The following is a 20054-nucleotide window of genomic DNA, read 5'->3' on the forward strand; positions in this document are numbered from 1 at the left end:
TCAGTGGCGGGTCGTAGGGTCTGAGTCATGAGTACGAGCCGGCAGCCCACATCGCTGTCACCATCACGGGCGAGCGACTTCATGCAGTGTCCGCTGCTGTACCGGTTTCGTGTGATCGACAAGCTGCCGGAGAAGCCCAGCGAGGCGGCTACCCGCGGCACGCTGGTCCACGCGGTGCTGGAGCGGCTCTTCGACGCCCCGGCGGCGGAGCGCACGGCTCCGCGCGCCAAGGCGCTGATCCCGGGCCAGTGGGACCGGCTGCTCGAGACGAAGCCCGAGCTCGGCGAGCTGTTCGCCGAGGATGCCGAGGGCGTGCGGCTGGCGGGCTGGCTGAGCGAGGCGGAGCGGCTTGTCGAGCGGTGGTTCTCGCTGGAGGACCCGACCCGGCTCGAGCCCGCCGAGCGGGAGATGTTCGTCGAGACGGAGCTGGAGTCGGGGCTGCGGCTGCGCGGCGTCATCGACCGGGTCGATGTGGCGCCCACCGGCGAGGTGCGGATCGTCGACTACAAGACGGGCAAGGCCCCGCGCCCCGAGTACAGCGAGGGTGCGCTGTTCCAGATGAAGTTCTACGCCCTGGTGATCTGGAGGCTGAAGGACGTGGTGCCGCGGCGGCTGCAGCTCGTCTATCTGGGCAGCGGCGATGTGCTGACGTACGACCCGGTCCCTGCGGACCTGGAGCGTATGGAGCGCAAGCTGCTGGCGCTGTGGGACGCGATCAAGCAGGCGACCGAGACGGGCGACTGGCGGCCGCGGCCGACCAAGCTGTGTGGCTGGTGCGACCACCAGGAGGTCTGTCCTGAATTCGGTGGCACTCCCCCGGTTTATCCGCTGAGCATTTCCCCGGCCCCGGCGGCAGAGGATGGTCAGGGCAGAATGGGCCCGGTCTAAAACGAAGGAGTACCCGTGGCTATCCGCGTCCTACTGGTCGACGACCAACCGCTGCTGCGTACCGGCTTCCGGATGATCCTGGAGGCGGAGCAGGACATCGCGGTCGTCGGCGAGGCCGGGGACGGCCTCCAGGCTCTGGACCAGGTGCGGGCGCTGCAGCCCGATGTGGTGCTGATGGACATCCGGATGCCGCGGATGGACGGGGTGGAGGCGACCCGGCAGATCACCGGGCCCGGCCGGGACGGCCCGGCCAAGGTGCTGGTGCTGACCACCTTCGACCTCGATGAGTACGTGGTGGAAGCGCTGCGCGCCGGCGCGAGCGGCTTCCTGCTCAAGGACGCGCCCGCCGATGAGCTGGTGCAGGCGATCCGGGTGGTCGCGGCGGGCGAGGCGATGCTGGCGCCGAGCATCACCCGCAGGCTGCTCGACAAGTACGCGGACCATCTGCCGTCCGGTGAGGAGCCGGTCCCCGACACGCTGAACAGGCTGACCGAGCGTGAGGTGGAGGTGCTCAAGCTCGTCGCGCGGGGCCTGTCCAACGCCGAGATCGCCGCGGACCTCTTCGTCAGCGAGACCACCGTCAAGACACATGTGGGCCATGTCCTGACGAAGCTGAGCCTGCGCGACCGCGTACAGGCCGCGGTGTACGCCTACGAGAGCGGTCTGGTGCGTCCCGGCGCGCAGTAGGTCGTCGGCGGAAGGCAAGCGGCGGCGGGCTGATGCCCGCCGCCGCTTGTCCATCCGGATACCGCGGGGGCTATTCGGTGCCGCGACCCAGCTCCCAGAGCTGCAGGTCGGAGCTGGAGTTGAGCACCCGCTCGACCCCGGTGACGCCGACGCGGGCGGCGACGTACTGCTTGCCCTGCCACAGCGGCAGCACCGGGACGTCGGTCGCGACGATGTCCTGCATCTGTGTGAAGGCCTTGGACGCGGCGGTGCGGTCCGCGGAACGCCGCGACTGCGGGATGAGGTCGCGCACCACGGTGCTCACGTACGGGGTGTTGAGGAAGTTGCCCTTGTCCAGGAACGGGGCGATGTAGTTGTCCGGGTCCGGGAAGTCGGGGAACCATCCCAGTCCGTAGACCGCGTAGTCACCGCGCTTCTGGGCGGGCCGGAACTTCGCCCACTCGGTGCCCTCGACACTGACGTCGAAGAGCTTGGTGGCGTTCAGCTGGTTCTTGAGCGCCTCGAACTCCTTGGCCGTGCCGGCACCGTAGTGGTCGGTGGTGTAGTGGAGCTTCAGCTTCACCGGCGTGGTGATGTCGGCGTCGCTGAGGATCTCCGCGGCCTTCCTGCGGCTCGGCTCGCCGTACTTGTTGTAGAAGGAGTTGGTGTGCGCCGCGATGCTCGTCGGGATGAGCGAGTAGAGCGGCTCGGCGGTGGAGCCGTACACCTGGCCGGCGATGTGGCCACGGTCTACGACCGCTGCCATGGCCTGCCGGACGGCCTTGTCCTTCACCGACGGGTCATTGGTGTTGAAGCCGAGGTAGCGGATCTCCAGACCCGGCATCTCGGTGAGCTCGATGTTCTTCTTGGGGTTCTCGGACAGATCCTTGATCTGCTCGGGCGACATCGCACGGGTCATGATGTCGATGTCCCCGTCCTCCAGCGCCTTGCCCATGGAGCCGGCGTCCGGGAACGACCGCAGCTCGACCTTGTCGTTGTGGAGCTTGACGTCACCCTGGTACTTGGGGTTCTTGGTGAAGACGACCCTGGAGATGTTCTCGCCCTTGGTCTCCGTCTTCATGGTGTACGGGCCCGAGCCGTCCACCTGGAAGCCCGCGCGGAGCTTCTTTCCTTCGTAGTTCTTCTTGCTGACGATGCCGGCGGCCGGCGTCGAGAGCTTGTACGGGAAGGTCGCGTCAGGCGTGGAGAGGTGGAAGACCACCTCGTCACTGTTGGCCTCGATGGTGTCGATGTTCGCGAGGAGGCCGGCCGTGCCGTTGTCGGAGTTGATGTCCCGCACACGCTCGACGGAGAACTTCACGTCGTCGGCGGTGATGGCGGTGCCGTCGGCGAACTGCAGCCCGCTGCGCAGCTTGCAGCGGTAGCTCTCGCTCGCGGTGTCCGTGAAGGCACAGGACTCGGCAGCGTCGGGCACCGGCTCGCCGCCGCCGAGCGGGGCGTGCATCAGCGTCTGGACGGTCTGCCGGAGCACGTTCCAGGCGCCGGTGTCGTACGCGTAGGCTGGATCGAGGGGCGCGGGCGCGTCCGCGGTGGCGGTGAACTGGTCCGTGGTGCCCACGACAATGGCATCACCGCCGCCGGACCCACCGTCCGTCCCGCCGCAGGCGACGAGCACGGGCGCGAGCAGGCCGACCACGGCCGGCAGCACCAAAGTCTTACGGTTCATCCTGGACGTACTCCCTCATCCGGCACTGGGATACAGCGATGTTTACGGGCACTGCGCCGCGACCGCCCGTTCGGGGCGGTGCGATCGGGCCGGGGAACGGACGATCAGTCCTGTGTTCGCGTCGGCTTGATGGCCGCCGGGGCACATCGATGATGCGGCGAAGTTCTCGCGATGAGATTAGTCGGCAATGCCAGGAAAGCTTGACCGAGCCTGAGTTGGGAACGTATCCGCTCAGTGATCAGTTGTGTCTGTGAGTGGACGATCGCGGCCGGGAACCATTCGTGCACCACGCCACGAATGCGGACAGAACAGCCCGTCCGGCACGCTCCGGTCGGGACACGGAGCGGTCCGGACCTATCCGATCAAGACCACTCAGCGTGACGAACGTCACGTAGTGAAACCCCTTACGGGACGCCGAAAAGCGGTTGCTCATGTCACGGAAAATGAGCGATCCGCCGCCGAGAGTTTTCCGTGCATTCAAGAAGCACGGACAGTACACGCATCAGTTCATTGTAGTGATGAGGGTGCGCAGAAAAACAAGGTCGACTTCTTCGAGTGAGCGTACGATCACCCGGCCGTCGGCGGGCGCGATCGGTGCCACGGACGGTACGGCCACGACCCGGCAGCCCGCAGCCTCGGCGGCCGCCACACCCGTAGCCGTGTCCTCGATGACGGCGCATCTCGCCGGCTCGGCGCTCAGCCCCTGGGCGGCGAGCAGATACGGGTCGGGGTGCGGCTTCGTACGCGGCACCTCGTCGCCCGCGACGGAGAGCGCGAAGTGCTGAGGGCCGAGCGAGGCGAGGACCCGGTCGATGATGCGGCGGTGGGAGGCGGAGACCAGAGCGGTGGGCACATTGTGCGCGGCGAGCTCGGCCAGCAGCCGGGCGGCGCCGGGCATCAGCGGCACTCCGCGCCCGATGCGGTCCTCGAAGCGGTCATTCAGCAGCACGGTCAGCTCGGCGAGCGTGATGTCCGCGCCGGTGGCCTCGATGAGATAGCCGGCGCTTCGCGTCATGGGACCACCGACCACCACGTCCCGCCATGTCTCGTCGAGCTCGTGGCCGAGATCGGCGAAGACCTCCACCTCCGCGTCCCACCAGAAGCCTTCGGTGTCCACGAGGGTGCCGTCCATGTCGAGAAAGACGGCCTGAAGGGCAGAGCCTTCGGCCGATCGGGTCAAGGACGCGGGGACCGTACTGGTCATCCGGCACACCTCCACTAGGGACGAGAAGGCCGGCCGCCCTCCCAGGTGGGAAGGCGACCGGCCTGCACTGGACCGACCAGTGTACGACTCTGCCGACTAACGTGCGTTGAAGTACTTCGCTTCGGGGTGGTGGATGACGATCGCGTCGGTGGACTGCTCCGGGTGGAGCTGGAACTCCTCGGAGAGCTCGACGCCGATCCGCTCGGGCTCCAGCAGGGCCGCGATCTTCGCGCGGTCCTCCAGATCGGGACAGGCGCCGTAGCCGAGCGAGAACCGGGCGCCCCGGTACTTCAGGGCGAACATGTCCTCCACATCGGCCGGGTCCTCGCCCGCGAAGCCGAGCTCCGCACGGACGCGGGCGTGCCAGTACTCGGCGAGGGCTTCGGCGAGCTGGACGGACAGGCCGTGGAGTTCGAGGTAGTCGCGGTAGGAGTCGGACGCGAAGAGCTCGGCGGTCGCCTCGCCGATCTTCGAGCCGACGGTGACGACCTGGAGGCCGACCACGTCGGTCTCGCCGGACTCCTCGGGGCGGAAGAAGTCCGCCAGGCACAGCCGGCGGCCGCGGCGCTGACGCGGGAAGGAGAAGCGGGTCCGCTCGGAGCCGTCCTCGTTCAGGAGGATGAGGTCGTCGCCCTTCGACACGCAGGGGAAGTAGCCGTAGACCACGGCCGCCTCCAGCAGGTTGCGGGTGTGCAGCTGGTCCAGCCAGCCGCGCAGCCGCGGCCGGCCCTCGCACTCGACGAGCTCGTCGTAGGTCGGGCCGTCGCCGGTGCGGGCCTGCTTCAGCCCCCACTGGCCCTTGAAGAGCGCGCCCTCGTCCAGCCAGGAGGCGTACTCCTTCAGCTGGATGCCCTTGATCACCCGCGTGCCCCAGAACGGCGGCTCGGGGACCGGGTTGTCGATGGCCACGTCGGAGCGGGCCGCGCCCTCCTCGGGGCGCTCCTCGACCACCGCGTTCGTGGTGGCCCTGACCCGGCGTTGCTTGAGTTCGGGGAGGGTTGCTCCGGGGACGCCGCGCTTGACGCCGATGAGGGCGTCCATCAGCCGCAGGCCCTCGAACGCGTCGCGGGCGTAGCGGACTTCGCCTTCGTAGATTTCGTGGAGGTCCTGTTCGACGTAGGCGCGGGTCAGGGCGGCGCCGCCGAGGATGACGGGGTAGTCGGCGGCCATTTTGCGCTGGTTGAGCTCCTCCAGGTTCTCCTTCATGATCACCGTGGATTTGACCAGCAGCCCGGACATTCCGATGACGTCCGCCCGGTGTTCCTCCGCGGCCTCCAGGATCGCCGAGACCGGCTGCTTGATGCCCAGATTCACCACGTTGTAGCCGTTGTTGGAGAGGATGATGTCGACGAGGTTCTTGCCGATGTCATGCACGTCACCACGCACGGTGGCCAGCACGATCGTGCCCTTGCCGTCCGCGTCGGTCTTCTCCATGTGCGGCTCCAGATACGCCACCGCGATCTTCATCACCTCGGCCGACTGGAGCACGAACGGCAGCTGCATCTGACCGGAACCGAACAGCTCACCGACAACCTTCATACCCTCCAGCAGCGTGTCGTTGACGATGTCCAGCGCCGGACGGGACCGCAGAGCCTCATCCAGATCCGCCTCCAGACCGTTCTTCTCACCATCCACGATGCGGCGCTCCAGCCGCTCCCCCAGCGGCAGGGCAAGCAGCTCCTGCGCCTTGCCCGCCTTCATCGACTTCATATTGACCCCCTCGAACAGCTCCATGAGCTTCTGCAGGGGGTCATAGCCCTCGGCCCGCCGGTCGTAGATCAGATCCAGCGCGACCCGGACCTCCTCCTCCTTCAGCCGGGCGATCGGCAGGATCTTCGACGCATGCACAATCGCCGAATCCAGACCCGCCTTCACACACTCGTCCAGGAACACCGAGTTCAGCACCACCCGGGCCGCCGGGTTCAGCCCGAAGGAGATGTTCGACAGACCCAGCGTCGTCTGCACCGCCGGATGACGCCGCTTCAGCTCACGAATGGCCCCGATCGTGGCCACCCCGTCCTTACGGGACTCCTCCTGCCCCGTGCAGATCGTGAACGTCAGCGTGTCGATGAGAATGTCGCCCTCATGCACACCCCAGTTACCCGTCAGATCATCAATCAGCCGCTCCGCGATCGCGACCTTGTGCTCGACCGAACGGGCCTGGCCCTCCTCATCGATGGTCAGCGCGATCAACGCGGCACCGTGCTCCCGCGCCAGCGCAGTCACCTTCGCAAACCGGGACTCCGGACCGTCACCATCCTCATAATTGACCGAGTTGATGACCGCCCGGCCGCCCAGCTTCTCCAACCCCGCCCGCAGCACGTTCAGTTCGGTGGAATCCAGCACAATCGGCAGCGTCGACGCGGTCGCGAACCGGCCGGCCAGCTCCTCCATGTCCGCCGCACCGTCCCGCCCGACATAATCCACACACAGATCCAGCATGTGCGCGCCCTCACGGATCTGATCCCGCGCAATCTCCACACAGTCGTCCCAGCGGCCCTCCAGCATCGCCTCACGGAACTTCCTGCTGCCATTGGCATTGGTCCGCTCACCGATCGCCATGTACGAGGTGTCCTGACGGAACGCCACCGACTGGTACAACGACGCCGCACCCGGCTCCGGACGCGGCTCCCGCACCGTCGGAACAAGACCACGCACCCGCTCCACCACCTGCCGCAAATGCTCCGGCGTCGTCCCGCAGCACCCCCCCACCAGCGACAACCCGTACTCCCGCACAAACGTCTCCTGCGCATCCGCCAGCTCACCCGCCGACAACGGATAATGCGCACCGTTCCTGCCCAGCACCGGCAGCCCCGCATTGGGCATGCACGAGAGCGGAACCCGCGAATGCCGGGCCAGATAGCGCAGATGCTCACTCATCTCCGCCGGACCCGTCGCACAGTTCAGACCGATCATGTCGATACCGAGCGGCTCCAGCGCCGTCAGCGCCGCACCGATCTCCGAACCCAGCAGCATCGTCCCGGTCGTCTCCACCGTCACCGAGCAGATCACCGGAAGACTCGTACCGGTCGCCTCCAGCGCCCGGCGCGCGCCCAGGATCGCAGCCTTCGTCTGCAGCAGGTCCTGCGTCGTCTCCACCAGCAACGCGTCCGCACCACCGGCGATCATGCCCTCCGCGTTCTGCTGGTACGCGTCCCGCAGCTTCACATACGGAGCATGCCCCAGCGTCGGCAGCTTCGTACCCGGCCCCATCGAGCCCAGCACCCACCGCTGCCGCCCCGTCGACGCCGTGAACTCGTCCGCCACCTCACGCGCGATCCGCGCCCCCGACTCCGACAGCTCGAAGACCCGCCCGGGAATGTCGTACTCCCCCAACGCCGCCAGATTCGCACCGAAGGTATTGGTCTCCACACAGTCCACACCGACCGCGAAATACTCCTCATGCACCGACCGCACAATGTCCGGCCGCGTCACATTGAGGACCTCGTTACACCCCTCGAGATTCTCGAAGTCCTCAAGCGTCGGATCCTGCGCCTGCAACATCGTGCCCATCGCACCATCAGCCACCACCACACGAGTGGCGAGCGCCTCACGCAGGGCGTCGATTCGGGTCCGGCTGTCAGCGGAGGGGGTCGGCAACGAGGCCATGGATGTGCTCCCTGGGATGCGACGGCTGTCGGCTTTGCGTCTTCCGGTGGAAGGCGCACGGAGCCAGAGTAACCGGGCGGCCGCCGACGGGCCTGGGCGTCCCACGAGGCGGACGGCGTCGTGTCCCCGGGCGTCCGTGATGTGTTTCTCGGTCGTGCTGTTTTCCAAGGCGGTGACCAAGGTCGACATCGAGCGATAGTGTTCGGCATTGTCGAACTGCATGTGGAGAAGGGCCGACCGATGCCGAAGAACATCCAGTCGCTCGAGCGAGCGGCGGCGATGCTACGACTACTGGCCGGCGGCGAACGCCGACTGGGTCTGTCCGACATCGCCTCGTCGCTGGATCTGGCCAAGGGCACCGCCCACGGCATTCTGCGCACGCTCCAGGCCGAGGGATTCGTCGAGCAGGACCCGGCGTCCGGCCGCTACCAGCTGGGGGCGGAGCTCCTACGGCTCGGCAACAGCTATCTGGACGTGCACGAGCTGCGCGCCCGCGCCCTGGTCTGGACGGACGACCTGGCGCGCTCCAGCGGCGAGAGCGTGCACCTCGGGGTGCTGCACCAGCACGGCGTGCTGATCATCCACCACGTCTTCCGTCCGGACGACAGCCGGCAGGTCCTGGAGGTGGGGGCCATGCAGCCGCTGCACTCCACCGCGCTCGGAAAGGTGCTCTCGGCGTACGACCCGGTGGCACACAGCGAGGTGATGGAGGTCGAGCGCAAGGCCTTCACCCCGCGCACGGTCACGGGCCTGGCGGACTTCGAGTCGATGCTCGACCATGCGCGGGCGCGCGGCTGGGCCGCCGACGTGGAAGAGACCTGGGAGGGCGTCGCCTCGCTGGCCGCGCCCATCACCGACCGTCGCCGTATGCCGGTGGGCGCGGTGGCCATCACGGGCGCGGTCGAGCGGATCTGCGATGCCGGTGAGCTGAGGTCCGAGCTGGTCGCGGCGGTACGGGACTGTGCCCGCGCGGTCTCCAGGGATCTGGGCGCCCAGCGATTCTGAGCGGCGCTTCGGCCCCGTTCGGCACCCCATCGGTAACGATCGGGTTTCCGGCAACACAACCCTTGACGTCGTGTTAACACGGGGGCAAAACTGCCGTTCATCGGTCGGCATTGTCGAACACCTACCGGCAATACGCGCTAGGGTGTGGCAACGCCAGGGCCGGCAATTGCCCTCACCTGAGGGCACGAACCACCGGAGTGACCCGGGGTTCGCTTTCCCTGGACGAAGGACAAAGGAGTCGCGGGTGTCCAGCTCCGACATCTTCATCGGCGAGATCATTGGTACCGCCGTACTCATCCTGCTCGGTGGTGGCGTGGTTGCCGCCGTCGTACTCAAGCGCTCGAAGGCGCAGAACGCCGGCTGGCTGGCGATAACCTTCGGGTGGGGATTCGCGGTCATGATCGCGGTCTACATGACGGGCACTCTTTCCGGTGCTCACCTCAACCCCGCAGTCACCATCGGCATCGCGGTCAAGGACGGGGACTGGAGCAACGTTCCGGTCTACCTCGCCGGGCAGCTGCTCGGCGCCATGATCGGTGCCACGCTGGTCTGGATCGCGTACTACGGACAGTTCCAGGCCCACCTCACGGACCCGGAGATCATCTCCGCGCCTCCGCATGAGGAAGGCCTGGTCAGCGAGGCGGCCGCGCCGAAGGCCGGACCGGTGCTCGGCGTCTTCTCGACAGGCCCCGAGGTCCGCGTCGTGTGGCAGAACCTGGCCACCGAGATCATCGGCACCACGGTGCTCGTGCTCGCGGTCCTGACGCAGGGCCTCAACGACAGCGGCAAGGGTCTCGGCGTCATCGGCGCACTGATCGTCGCGCTCACCGTCGTCGGCATCGGCCTCTCGCTCGGCGGCCCGACGGGCTACGCCATCAACCCGGCCCGCGACCTCGGCCCGCGCATCGTGCATGCCCTGCTGCCGCTGCCCAACAAGGGCGGCTCGGACTGGGGCTACGCCTGGATCCCGGTCGTCGGCCCGCTGATCGGCGGCGCCCTCGCAGCGGGTATCTACAACCTCGCGTTCGCCTAAGCCGACCCTCTGACCTCGCAGGAGCACTCCGTGACCGACGCACACACCACCGGCCCGTTCATCGCGGCCATCGACCAGGGCACCACCTCCAGCCGCTGCATCGTCTTCGACACCGACGGCCGGATCGTCTCCGTCGACCAGAAGGAGCACGAGCAGATCTTCCCGAAGCCGGGCTGGGTGGAGCACAACGCCGCCGAGATCTGGACCAATGTCCAGGAGGTCGTCGACAGCGCCATCGCGAAGGCGGGCATCACCTCCGCCGACGTCAAGGCCATCGGCATCACCAACCAGCGTGAGACCACGGTCCTCTGGGACAAGAACACCGGTGAGCCGGTGCACAACGCGCTGGTCTGGCAGGACACCCGTACCGACGCTCTCTGCAAGGAGCTCGGCCGGAACGTCGGCCAGGACCGCTTCCGCCGCGAGACGGGCCTGCCCCTGGCCTCGTACTTCGCCGGCCCGAAGATCCGCTGGCTGCTGGACAACGTCGAGGGCCTGCGCGAGCGCGCCGAGCGCGGCGAGATCCTCTTCGGCACCATGGATTCCTGGGTCATCTGGAACCTGACCGGCGGCGTCGACGGCGGCGTGCACGTCACCGACGTCACCAACGCCTCGCGCACCATGCTGATGAATCTTCACACCCTCGACTGGGACGAGAAGATCCTCCAGTCGATGGAGGTGCCGGCCGCGGTGCTGCCGGAGATCCGCTCGTCCGCCGAGGTCTACGGGACCGCCAAGGGCGGCGCGCTCGCCGGTGTGCCGGTCGCGTCCGCGCTCGGTGACCAGCAGGCGGCCCTGTTCGGCCAGACCTGTTTCGCCGAGGGCGAGGCCAAGTCGACGTACGGCACGGGCACGTTCATGCTGATGAACACCGGCAGCGAGCCCGTCAACTCGTACAACGGTCTGCTGACGACCGTCGGCTACCGGATCGGCGACCAGCCCCCCGTGTACGCGCTGGAGGGTTCCATCGCCGTCACCGGTTCGCTGGTGCAGTGGATGCGCGACCAGATGGGCCTGATCAGCACTGCCGCGGAGATCGAGACCCTCGCTCTGACTGTCGAGGACAACGGCGGCGCCTACTTCGTGCCGGCCTTCTCCGGCCTCTTCGCCCCGTACTGGCGTGACGACGCCCGCGGTGTGATCGCCGGACTGACCCGCTATGTCACCAAGGCGCACATCGCGCGTGCCGTGCTCGAGGCCACGGCCTGGCAGACCCGCGAGATCAGTGACGCCATGACCAAGGACTCCGGCGTCGAGCTGACCGCACTCAAGGTCGACGGCGGTATGACCTCCAACAACCTGCTGATGCAGACCCTCTCGGACTTCCTGGACGCACCGGTGGTGCGCCCGATGGTCGCCGAGACGACCTGCCTCGGCGCTGCATACGCCGCCGGCCTTGCCGTCGGTTACTGGCCGGACACCGACGCGCTGCGCGCCAACTGGCGCCGGGCCGCCGAGTGGACCCCCCACATGGATGCGGACCAACGGGACCGCGAGTACAAGAGCTGGCTCAAGGCCGTCGAGCGGACCATGGGCTGGCTCGAAGACGACGCTGACGAGGAGTAAATCGAGATGACCACCCTGCAGAGCGTCCCTGCCCTGGGGACGCACCCGGCCTCCGGCTCCCTTCCGAGCCGCGCCGAGACTCGGGAGCAGCTTTCCAAGGCGACGTACGACCTCCTGGTGATCGGCGGCGGCATCCTGGGCATCTCCACCGCCTGGCATGCGGCGCAGTCCGGGCTGCGGGTGGCCCTGGTGGACGCCGGCGACTTCGCCGGCGCCACCTCCTCCGCCTCCTCCAAGCTTCTCCACGGCGGTCTGCGCTATCTGCAGACCGGCGCGGTGAAGCTGGTCGCGGAGAACCACTTCGAGCGCCGTGCGGTCTCCCGTCAGGTGGCCCCGCACCTGGCCAACCCGCTCACCTTCTATCTGCCGGTGTACAAGGGCGGACCGCACGGCGCGGCGAAGCTCGGCGCGGGCGTCTTCGCCTACTCCGCGCTCTCGGCGTTCGGTGACGGCGTCGGCCATGTCATCAGCGCGAACAAGGCGCAGCGCGATGTTCCCGAGCTGCGTACGGAAGGCCTGAAGGCCGTTGCCGTGTACGGCGACGACCAGATGAACGACTCCCGGATGGCGCTGATGACGGTGCGTGCGGCCGTCGAGTCGGGCACCACCGTTCTCAACCACGCCGAGGTCACCGGGCTGCGCTTCACCAAGGGCAGGGTCACGGGCGCGGAACTCAAGGACCGATTGGACGGTACGGAGTTCGGTGTCACGGCCCGTCTGGTGCTCAACGCCACCGGTCCGTGGGTGGACCACCTGCGCCGGATGGAGAACCCGGACGCGGCTCCGTCCATCCGTCTCTCCAAGGGCGCGCATCTGGTGCTCAAGCGGACGTCGCCGTGGAAGGCCGCGCTGGCGACCCCGATCGACAAGTACCGGATCACCTTCGCCCTCCCCTGGGAGGACATGCTGCTGCTCGGTACGACGGACGAGGTGTACGAGGGCGACCCGGCGGATGTCGCGGTCAACGAGAAGGACATCGCGCAGATCCTGGACGAGGCGGCGTTCTCCATCCGGGACCAGCAGCTGTCGCGGGATCTGATCACGTACTCCTTCGCGGGCCTGCGGGTGCTGCCGGGCGGTCCCGGCGACACCTCGAAGGCCAAGCGCGAGACGGTCGTCACCGAGGGCCGCGGCGGCATGCTGTCGGTGGCCGGCGGCAAGTGGACGACCTTCCGTCACATCGGCCGTACCGTGATGAACAAGCTGGCCGCCCTGCCCGGGCAGCCACTGGCCGAGGACATGGAGCCGATCGCGCATCTGCCGAAGAAGCTCCCGCTGCCCGGTATAGCCAACCCGAACGCGGTCGCCCACCGGCTGCTCGTCGACGGCGGCACGCCGGGCCCGCGGATGGCGGCCGACACTGCGCGTCACCTCGCCACCCACTACGGTTCGCTGTCCTTCGACATCGCGCGCCTGGCCAACGAGAACCCGGCGCTCGCCGAGCGCATCCACCCGGACGCGCCGGAGATCTGGGCGCAGGTCGTGTACGCGCGTGACCACGAGTGGGCCGAGACGGCGGACGACGTGCTGCGTCGCCGTACGACGCTGACAATCCGCGGTCTGGCGACGGACGAGATCCGCGGCAAGGTCGACAAGCTGCTGATCGACAAGGCGTAGCAGCACGGCGGTTGTACGGCATGGGTAAGGGGCGGCCTCCTTGGAGGCCGCCCCTTACGTGATCCGCAGTCGATCACGGTGGACGGTTTCGGGATCGATCGGGCGGAACGGATGGAAGCTCCCATCGATTTTCCGAGGAGGTCGCCCCGATCGTGCGGAAGCAGGCTCCGACCACCCGCGGGGACGCATAATGGGTGCCGATACATCGGATGTCTGGAGGTCGCCCCATGGCTGTCACCGACGAGGCCATCGAGAAGATCAAGGGAATGATCGTCTCGGGTGCGCTGCGCCCCGGCGACCGCCTCCCCAAGGAGAGCGAACTCGCCGCCGAGCTGGGGCTGTCCCGCAACTCGCTGCGTGAGGCGGTACGCGCGCTGTCGCTGATCCGCATCCTGGACGTACGGCAGGGTGACGGCACCTATGTGACCAGCCTGGACCCGCAGTTGCTGCTGGAAGCGCTGAGCTTCGTCGTGGATTTCCACCGGGACGACACGGTGCTGGAGTTCCTGGCCGTACGCCGGATCCTGGAGCCGGCCGCCACGGCGATGGCCGCCGCCCGGATCAGCGAGAGCGAACTGGATGTACTGAGCGCCCAGCTGGACGCGCTCGGACCGCAGCCCTCGGTCGAGGAACTGGTCGCCGCCGACCTGGAATTCCACCGCGGCATCGTCCGGACCGCGGGCAACTCTGTGCTCTGCTCGCTGCTGGACGGGCTCTCCGGGCCGACCACCCGGGCGAGGGTCTGGCGCGGGCTGACGCAGGAGGACGCGGTCAGCCGTACGCTTCATGAGCACCGGGCGATCCTGTCGGCGCTGCGCGACCGGGACGCGGAGGCGGCGAAGTCGTGGGCGACGGTGCATATCGCGAGCGTGGAGCAGTGGCTGAGGTCAACGCTGTAGCGGGGGCTCCGCCCCCGAACGCCCGCGCCTCGATCGCCGGCGGGGCTTGAATTGCCCGTCCGGCGAATGCGGACAAGCCCGAAGGGCGTACGGGGACGCCCCACCCCCGCCCAGCTAGTCCTGCTTCTCCCCGCTCGCGAAGCGGGAGATCACCAGGGCGACGATGATGATCGCGCCGTTGAGGAACTGGTTCCACAGCGCCGGCACTCCGCCCAGCGTCATCACATTGACGACCAGCTGGAGCGTCAGCACACCGGTCAGCGCGCCGAAGAGCGTGCCGCGGCCGCCCTTGAGGCTGATCCCGCCGATCACGGCCGCGGCGAACACCTGGAAGATCCAGCCGTTGCCCTGGGTGGCCGCGACCGATCCGTAGTGGCCGGTGTAGAGGATGCCGGCGAAGGCGGCGAGCAGGCCGCCGACAGCCAGCACGATCCAGGTGATCCGGTCGACGCGGACACCGGCGGCCCGGGCCGCCTCCGGGTTGCCGCCGATCGCGTACAGGGCGCGCCCGTGACGCAGATACGCCAGCACCGCGCCGCCGATGGCGAAGAGTGCCAGACAGATCCACACGGCGGCCGGCGCGCCGAGCCAGTCGGTCTTGCCCAAGTACCGGAAGGACTCCGGGACATCGGTGATCGACTTGCCCTCGGTGATGCCGATGTGGAGGCCACGCAGCATGGTGAGCATGCCGAGCGTGGCGATGAAGCCGTTGACCCGCAGCTTCAGCATCAGAAAGCCGTTGACCGCGCCGATCGCCGTACCGACCAGCAGACAGAGCGGGATTGCCGTCCATACCGGCAGCAGTTCCAGGCCCGCGAACCGCCCGCCCTCCCTCGGCAGGACCAGCCACATGGCGATGACCGGCGCGATGCCGATCGTCGACTCCAGCGACAGATCCATCCGGCCGCAGATCAGGATCAGCGCCTGGCCAAGGACCAGCAGGCTGAGCTCGGAAGACTGCTGGACCACGCTGATCAGGTTGTTCGAGGTGAGGAAGACCGGCGAGACGATGAAACCGATCACCATCAGCACCAGGATCACCGGTACCAGCGAGAAGTCGCTCCACCGGATCAGCCGCAGCCGGCTGCGCGGGCTCGCGGTCTTGAATGCGTCGGCCGTGAGCGGCCGTATCGTCCCGGTCATTCCCGCTCCCCCACACCTTCCATGGCGGCGACCAGTTCACGGTCGGTCCACCCGCTGCCGAACGTGGCGACCACCCGCCCGTGGAAAAGGGCGAGCACCCGGTCACACACCCTCAGATCGTCCAGTTCGTCCGAGATGATCACGGCCGCGCTGCCCCCGTCCGCCACCCGTCGTACGACTGAGAGCAGCGAGTCCTTGGACTTCACATCGACGCCCGCGGTGGGCCGGACCGCCACCAGCACGCTGGGCTTGCGGGCCAGGGCGCGGGCGACCACGACCTTCTGCTGATTGCCGCCCGAGAGGCCGGAGACGGGCTGCTCCGGTCCCTGCGTCTTGATGTCGAGCGACGAGATCATCGACCGGGCGAATTCCCGTGTACGGGAGGGCAGTACGGTCCCCCACGGGCCGAGCTGGTCGGTGACGGTGAGCGTGGCGTTCTCGGCGACGCTGCGGCCGGTGACCAGCCCTTGGAGGTGGCGGTCCTCGGGGATGTAGCCGATACCGGCGTCGAGCGCGTGCGGGACACTGCCCGGCCTCACGGCCCGGCCTCGTACGGTGATCCGTCCCGCTCCCGCCCTGCGCATACCGACCAGGGTTTCGCCGAGGGCGGTGTTGCCGCTGGCCGCGGCCCCGGCAAGACCCAGCACCTCGCCGGGCCGCACCTCCAGGTCCATCGGTTCGAACTCGCCCTCCACGGTGAGGCCTTCCGTGCGCAGCACCGGCTCCTCGTCCCGGACCGGGCCGACGGCCGCGTGCCAGGCCGACGGGCCGCCGGTGGACTCACCCGTCATGGCCGTGACCAGGTCGTCCTTGGAGAGTTCCGCGACAGGGGCGGTGACGACATGGCGGGCGTCGCGGTACACGGTGACGGCGGCGCACAGCTCGAACACCTCCTGCAGATGGTGGGAGATGAAGAGGAACGCCACTCCCCGGCTCTGCAGTTCCCGCAATTTGGTGAAGAGCCGCTGGATACCGCGGGCGTCGAGCTGCGCGGTCGGCTCGTCGAGGATGATCAGCCGCGCCCCGAAGGACAGGGCGCGGGCGATTTCCACGAATTGGCGCTGCTCGACCGCGAGGTCCTTCGCCCGGGTACTGGGGTCGACGCTCACCCCGTATCCGGCGAGGAGCTCCTCGGCACGCCGCCGCAGCCGCCGCCAGCTGATGAAGCGGCCGCGGGCGTCGAAGCGGTTCAGGAAGAGGTTCTCGGCGACGGTCAGGTCAGGAACGACCATCGACTTCTGGTAGACGCAGGCGACCTTGGACTGCCAGGCCGCCATGTCCCCGAAGGCAGGTGCCGGCTCGCCGTTGAAGCTCACCTTGCCGGCGTCCGGCCTGTGCAGTCCGGTGAGAACGCTGACCAGCGTGGATTTGCCCGCGCCGTTGCGCCCGACGAGCGCGTGCGACTCGCCGGGCGCGACAGTGAGGCGCACTCCGTCGAGGGCCACGGTCGGGCCGAAGCGCTTGACGATGCCTTCCGCATGTACGGCGGCCGGTGCCCGGTGCTCCATGGCTAGCTCTTCGTCTCCAGCTGGTTGGCCCACAGCTTCGGATCATCGACGTTCTCCTTGGTCACCAGTGGCGCGGGCAGCTGGTCCTCGAACCCGTTCGGGATCTTGATGATCGTGGATCCGTGGTCGGTGGGACCCTCTTCGGGGGTCTTTCCGTCCAGCGCCTGCCTGGCCCAGTACAGCGCGTACTTGGCGTACAGATCGGCGGGCTGGGAGACCGTCGCGTCGATCTTCCCGGCCTTGATGGCGTCCAGCTCCTCCGGGATGCCGTCGTTGGAGATGATCGTGATGTGGCCCGGGGTTCCGGGGGCCTTCAGCAGCTTCTTCTGCTCGAGCAGCGCCAGCGTGGGCTGCAGAAACACGCCCCCGGCCTGCATATAGACGCCGTTGATGTCGGGGTGCGCGGCAAGCGTGGACTGGAGCTTGGCGGAGGCGACATCGCCCTTCCAGTCGGTGGCAAGCTCGAAGACCTTGATGCCGGGGAAGTCCTTTGTCATGCAGGACTTGAAGGCCTCGGAGCGGTCCCGGCCGTTGATCGAGGACAGATCGCCCTGGAACTCCACCACCTTGCCCTTGCCCTTCAGCTGCTCGCCGAGGTACTTGCAGGCCTTCTCGCCGTACGCGCGGTTGTCGGCCCGGACCACCATGTAGACGTTGCCCTTGTCGGGCCGGGTGTCGACGCTGACGACCTGGATCTTCTTCTCCTGAAGGCTCTGCAGCGACTCGGCTACGGCGCCGGTGTCCTGCGGTGCCATGACGACGGCCTTGGCACCCTGGTCGGTGAAGGTCTGGACGTTGGCGACCAGCTTTCCGATGTCGTTCTGGGAGTTGGTCACGGACAGCGCGTCGACTTCGCCGTCCTTGACGCCCTTCTGTATGTACTGCTGGTAGGAGTTCCAGAAGTCGCTGTCGCTGCGCGGCAGATCGATGCCCACCTTGCCCCCGCCGGACCCGCTGTCAGAGTCACGGTTGCAGCCCGCGAGGGCCGTCACGGCCAGAAGTACTGCACAGGCCGCGGCACTTGTCGTACGCACTCTCATTGTCCCGTCCTTCGTGGGTGTCGGCTGCTGGGCGCTCAGTTCGAGGGACGCAGGCGCAGTCCCTGCATTCCGCCGTCGACCGCGAGTGCCGTGCCCGTGACGGCGGCCGCGGCGGGGCTGGCGAGATAGACGATGGCGGCGGCGACCTCATCCGCCGAGACCAGCCGTCCGGTGGGCTGGCGGGCCTCGAGGGCGGCGCGTTCGGCCGCGGGGTCGTCGGCCCGGTCGAGGAGACGGCCGATCCACGGGGTGTCGGCAGTGCCGGGGTTGACGCAGTTGACGCGGATGCCTTCGCGGACATGGTCGGCGGCCATGGCGAGGGTGAGCGAGAGCACCGCGCCCTTGCTGGCGCTGTACAGGGCGCGCCCGGGCAGCCCGGCGGTGGCGGCGATGGAGCAGGTCTGGGTGATGGAGACATGGCCGGGGCGGTCCGCGGCGGTGTGGCGCAGATACGGCAGGGTGTGGCGGGCGACCCGCACCATGCCGAGCACATTGATGTCGAGGACGCGCCGCCACTCCTCGTCGGGATTGTCGGTGACCGTGCCGATGGCGCCGATACCGGCATTGGAGACGACGGTGTGCAGGGCGCCGAACTCCGCCACGGCCCCGTCGACGGCCGCGCGGACCGCGGCGTCGTCGGTGACATCGGCCTGGAGGGCGAGGACGCCGTCGGGCGCTCCGGCCGTCTCGCGGTCGAGTACGGCGACCTGGGCGCCCCGGCTGAGCAGCAGTGCCGCGACGGCGGCACCGATACCCGAAGCGCCGCCGGTCACCAGCGCGTACAGTCCCTCGAAGTCTCTTGTCCCCGCCATGAGTTGACCTCCTCGGTGGTGCGGCGGGCCTGCCAGACGGGCCCCTGCGGGTAGCGGTGGGCGGCGATCGACTCGGGGAGCATGCGGGCGGAGAAGCCCGGTGCGCGCGGCGCGACATAGCGTCCGGAGGCGATCACGGCGGGGTCGGCGAAGTGCTCGTGGAGGTGGTCGACGTACTCGATGACCCGGTCCTCCCAGCTGCCGGAGACGGCGACGTAGTCGAACATGGCCAGATGCTGGACGAGCTCGCACAGTCCTACCCCGCCCGCGTGCGGGCAGACGGGGACGCCGTACTTGGCGGCGAGCAGCAGGATCGCGATGTTCTCGTTGACACCGGCGACACGCGCGGCGTCGATCTGGACGAAGTCGACGGCCCCGGCCTGGAGCAGCTGCTTGAAGATGACGCGGTTGGCGGCATGCTCGCCGGTGGCGACCTTGACCGGCTGGCCGGCGCGGACGGCGGCATGTCCGAGGATGTCGTCGGGGCTGGTCGGCTCCTCGATCCAGTGCGGTTCGTACGGGGCGAGTGCCGTCATCCAGCGCACGGCATCGGCAACGTCCCAGCGCTGATTGGCGTCCACGGCGATGCGTACGGAAGGGCCGACCGCGGCGCGGGCCAGCTTCAACCGCCGTACGTCGTCGTCGAGGTCCGCGCCGACCTTCAGTTTGATCTGGCCGAAGCCGTCGGCGACCGCTTCCCTGGCCAGCTTCACCAGCTTCTCGTCGGAGTGCCCGAGCCAGCCGGGCGAGGTGGTGTACGCGGGATAGCCGCTCTCCCGCAGGTTCGCGGCGCGCTCGGCCCGGCCGGGTTCCGCGGCCCGCAGGATGGCCAGCGCCTCGTCCCGGGTGAGGGCATCCGTCAGATAGCGGAAGTCGACGAGCGCGACCAGTTCCTCGGACGACATCGAGGCAAGGAACTCCCAGACCGGCTGCCCCGCGCGCTTCGCCGCCAGGTCCCAGGCCGCGTTGACGACCGCGCCGGCCGCCATGTGCATCACTCCCTTCTCCGGGCCGAGCCAGCGCAACTGGGAGTCATGGGTCAGGTCGTAGTGGAGCGCGGCGAGGTCGGCCGCGGTACGGGGCGCCGGGCGGCCGACCACATAGGGACGCAGTGCTTCGATGGCCGCGGCGGTGACATCGTTGCCACGCCCGATGGTGAAGACGAAGCCGTGCCCCTCGGCCCCGTCGGTCGCGCGCATCACCACATAGGCGGCTGAGTAATCGGGATCCGGGTTCATGGCGTCCGAGCCGTCGAGTTGTTCCGAGGTGGGAAAGCGGATGTCGTGGACCTCGAACTCCGTGACGGTCTGACTCATGCACGCACCCCCGTGAGACGAACATCGGAGAACATCGGACCTCTTGTCATCCGATGTATAG

General features: G+C 68.2%; 15 protein-coding genes. 7 read left to right on the top strand and 8 right to left on the bottom strand.

The window, feature by feature from the left end; all coding sequences use genetic code 11:
- The first annotated feature begins 27 nt into the window (after window positions 1-27).
- Together OG966_RS08060 and OG966_RS08065 are read left to right on the top strand one after the other, a co-directional pair.
- Window positions 28-888 (top strand): RecB family exonuclease, encoded by an 861-nt coding sequence (locus OG966_RS08060; protein WP_326648755.1) that lies wholly within the window; start codon window positions 28-30, stop codon window positions 886-888.
- A gap of 15 nt (window positions 889-903) precedes the next feature.
- Entirely contained in the window at window positions 904-1575 is a 672-nt protein-coding gene (locus OG966_RS08065; RefSeq protein WP_326648756.1) for a response regulator transcription factor, read from the top strand.
- Between the two features lie 70 nt (window positions 1576-1645).
- Here OG966_RS08065 and OG966_RS08070 read toward each other — a convergent pair whose 3' ends face one another.
- From OG966_RS08070 to metH, 3 genes are all read right to left on the bottom strand, one after another.
- Entirely contained in the window at window positions 1646-3241 is a 1596-nt protein-coding gene (locus tag OG966_RS08070) for an ABC transporter substrate-binding protein (RefSeq protein ID WP_326648757.1), read from the bottom strand.
- A gap of 502 nt (window positions 3242-3743) precedes the next feature.
- Window positions 3744-4445 (bottom strand): HAD family hydrolase, encoded by a 702-nt coding sequence (locus OG966_RS08075; RefSeq protein ID WP_326648758.1) that lies wholly within the window; start codon window positions 4443-4445, stop codon window positions 3744-3746.
- Window positions 4446-4541: 96 nt separating this feature from the next.
- Window positions 4542-8054, bottom strand: coding sequence for a methionine synthase (gene metH, locus OG966_RS08080; RefSeq protein ID WP_326648759.1), 3513 nt, complete (start codon window positions 8052-8054; stop codon window positions 4542-4544).
- Window positions 8055-8294: 240 nt separating this feature from the next.
- On the opposite strand from metH, the gene OG966_RS08085 reads away from it, so the two are divergent.
- The 5 genes from OG966_RS08085 to OG966_RS08105 all read left to right on the top strand — a co-directional run bounded on the left by OG966_RS08085 (window position 8295) and on the right by OG966_RS08105 (window position 14174).
- On the top strand, window positions 8295-9059 hold the full coding sequence (locus tag OG966_RS08085; protein WP_326655127.1) for an IclR family transcriptional regulator: 765 nt from the start codon (window positions 8295-8297) through the stop codon (window positions 9057-9059).
- Between the two features lie 244 nt (window positions 9060-9303).
- Window positions 9304-10092: an MIP/aquaporin family protein gene (locus OG966_RS08090; protein ID WP_326648760.1), complete on the top strand. Its 789-nt coding sequence runs from the start codon at window positions 9304-9306 to the stop codon at window positions 10090-10092.
- A 30-nt stretch (window positions 10093-10122) separates the two neighbouring features.
- Window positions 10123-11658 carry a glycerol kinase GlpK gene (glpK, locus tag OG966_RS08095; RefSeq protein WP_326648761.1) on the top strand — a complete coding sequence of 512 codons (1536 nt, stop codon included), beginning with the start codon at window positions 10123-10125 and terminating at the stop codon, window positions 11656-11658.
- 6 nt (window positions 11659-11664) lie between these two features.
- Complete coding sequence (locus tag OG966_RS08100; RefSeq protein ID WP_326648762.1) at window positions 11665-13275, top strand: glycerol-3-phosphate dehydrogenase/oxidase; 1611 nt, start codon at window positions 11665-11667, stop codon at window positions 13273-13275.
- Window positions 13276-13502: 227 nt separating this feature from the next.
- Window positions 13503-14174 (top strand): FadR/GntR family transcriptional regulator, encoded by a 672-nt coding sequence (locus OG966_RS08105; protein ID WP_326648763.1) that lies wholly within the window; start codon window positions 13503-13505, stop codon window positions 14172-14174.
- Between the two features lie 114 nt (window positions 14175-14288).
- On the opposite strand, the gene OG966_RS08110 is transcribed toward OG966_RS08105, so the two are convergent.
- From OG966_RS08110 to OG966_RS08130, 5 genes are read right to left on the bottom strand one after another with little or no spacing between them, the layout of a single operon-like run.
- The gene (locus OG966_RS08110; protein WP_326648764.1) at window positions 14289-15317 is read right to left on the bottom strand and encodes an ABC transporter permease; all 1029 of its coding nucleotides are present in this window, start codon (window positions 15315-15317) and stop codon (window positions 14289-14291) included.
- Entirely contained in the window at window positions 15314-16825 is a 1512-nt protein-coding gene (locus tag OG966_RS08115) for a sugar ABC transporter ATP-binding protein (RefSeq protein WP_326648765.1), read from the bottom strand. Before OG966_RS08115 ends, OG966_RS08110 begins: the two co-directional genes overlap by 4 nt.
- A 2-nt stretch (window positions 16826-16827) precedes the next feature.
- Window positions 16828-17865 carry a sugar ABC transporter substrate-binding protein gene (locus OG966_RS08120; RefSeq protein WP_326648766.1) on the bottom strand — a complete coding sequence of 346 codons (1038 nt, stop codon included), beginning with the start codon at window positions 17863-17865 and terminating at the stop codon, window positions 16828-16830.
- A 35-nt stretch (window positions 17866-17900) separates the two neighbouring features.
- On the bottom strand, window positions 17901-18677 hold the full coding sequence (locus OG966_RS08125; protein ID WP_326648767.1) for an SDR family NAD(P)-dependent oxidoreductase: 777 nt from the start codon (window positions 18675-18677) through the stop codon (window positions 17901-17903).
- Window positions 18635-19993, bottom strand: a complete 1359-nt coding sequence (locus OG966_RS08130; protein WP_326648768.1) for an enolase C-terminal domain-like protein — start codon at window positions 19991-19993, stop codon at window positions 18635-18637. The genes OG966_RS08125 and OG966_RS08130 overlap by 43 nt, the downstream gene beginning before the upstream one ends.
- Window positions 19994-20054 lie beyond the last annotated feature (61 nt).

This window comes from Streptomyces sp. NBC_01750 (assembly GCF_035918095.1).
Classification (GTDB): domain Bacteria; phylum Actinomycetota; class Actinomycetes; order Streptomycetales; family Streptomycetaceae; genus Streptomyces.

Bases quoted from the DNA above. Each gene is read 5' to 3' on its own strand.
- OG966_RS08060 (WP_326648755.1), top strand. From the start codon at position 28: ATGAGTACGAGCCGGCAGCCCACATCGCTGTCACCATCACGGGCGAGC.
- OG966_RS08070 (WP_326648757.1), bottom strand. From the start codon at position 3,241: ATGAACCGTAAGACTTTGGTGCTGCCGGCCGTGGTCGGCCTGCTCGCG.
- OG966_RS08075 (WP_326648758.1), bottom strand. From the start codon at position 4,445: ATGACCAGTACGGTCCCCGCGTCCTTGACCCGATCGGCCGAAGGCTCT.
- metH (WP_326648759.1), bottom strand. From the start codon at position 8,054: ATGGCCTCGTTGCCGACCCCCTCCGCTGACAGCCGGACCCGAATCGAC.
- OG966_RS08085 (WP_326655127.1), top strand. From the start codon at position 8,295: ATGCCGAAGAACATCCAGTCGCTCGAGCGAGCGGCGGCGATGCTACGA.
- OG966_RS08100 (WP_326648762.1), top strand. From the start codon at position 11,665: ATGACCACCCTGCAGAGCGTCCCTGCCCTGGGGACGCACCCGGCCTCC.
- OG966_RS08105 (WP_326648763.1), top strand. From the start codon at position 13,503: ATGGCTGTCACCGACGAGGCCATCGAGAAGATCAAGGGAATGATCGTC.
- OG966_RS08110 (WP_326648764.1), bottom strand. From the start codon at position 15,317: ATGACCGGGACGATACGGCCGCTCACGGCCGACGCATTCAAGACCGCG.
- OG966_RS08115 (WP_326648765.1), bottom strand. From the start codon at position 16,825: ATGGAGCACCGGGCACCGGCCGCCGTACATGCGGAAGGCATCGTCAAG.
- OG966_RS08120 (WP_326648766.1), bottom strand. From the start codon at position 17,865: ATGAGAGTGCGTACGACAAGTGCCGCGGCCTGTGCAGTACTTCTGGCC.
- OG966_RS08125 (WP_326648767.1), bottom strand. From the start codon at position 18,677: ATGGCGGGGACAAGAGACTTCGAGGGACTGTACGCGCTGGTGACCGGC.
- OG966_RS08130 (WP_326648768.1), bottom strand. From the start codon at position 19,993: ATGAGTCAGACCGTCACGGAGTTCGAGGTCCACGACATCCGCTTTCCC.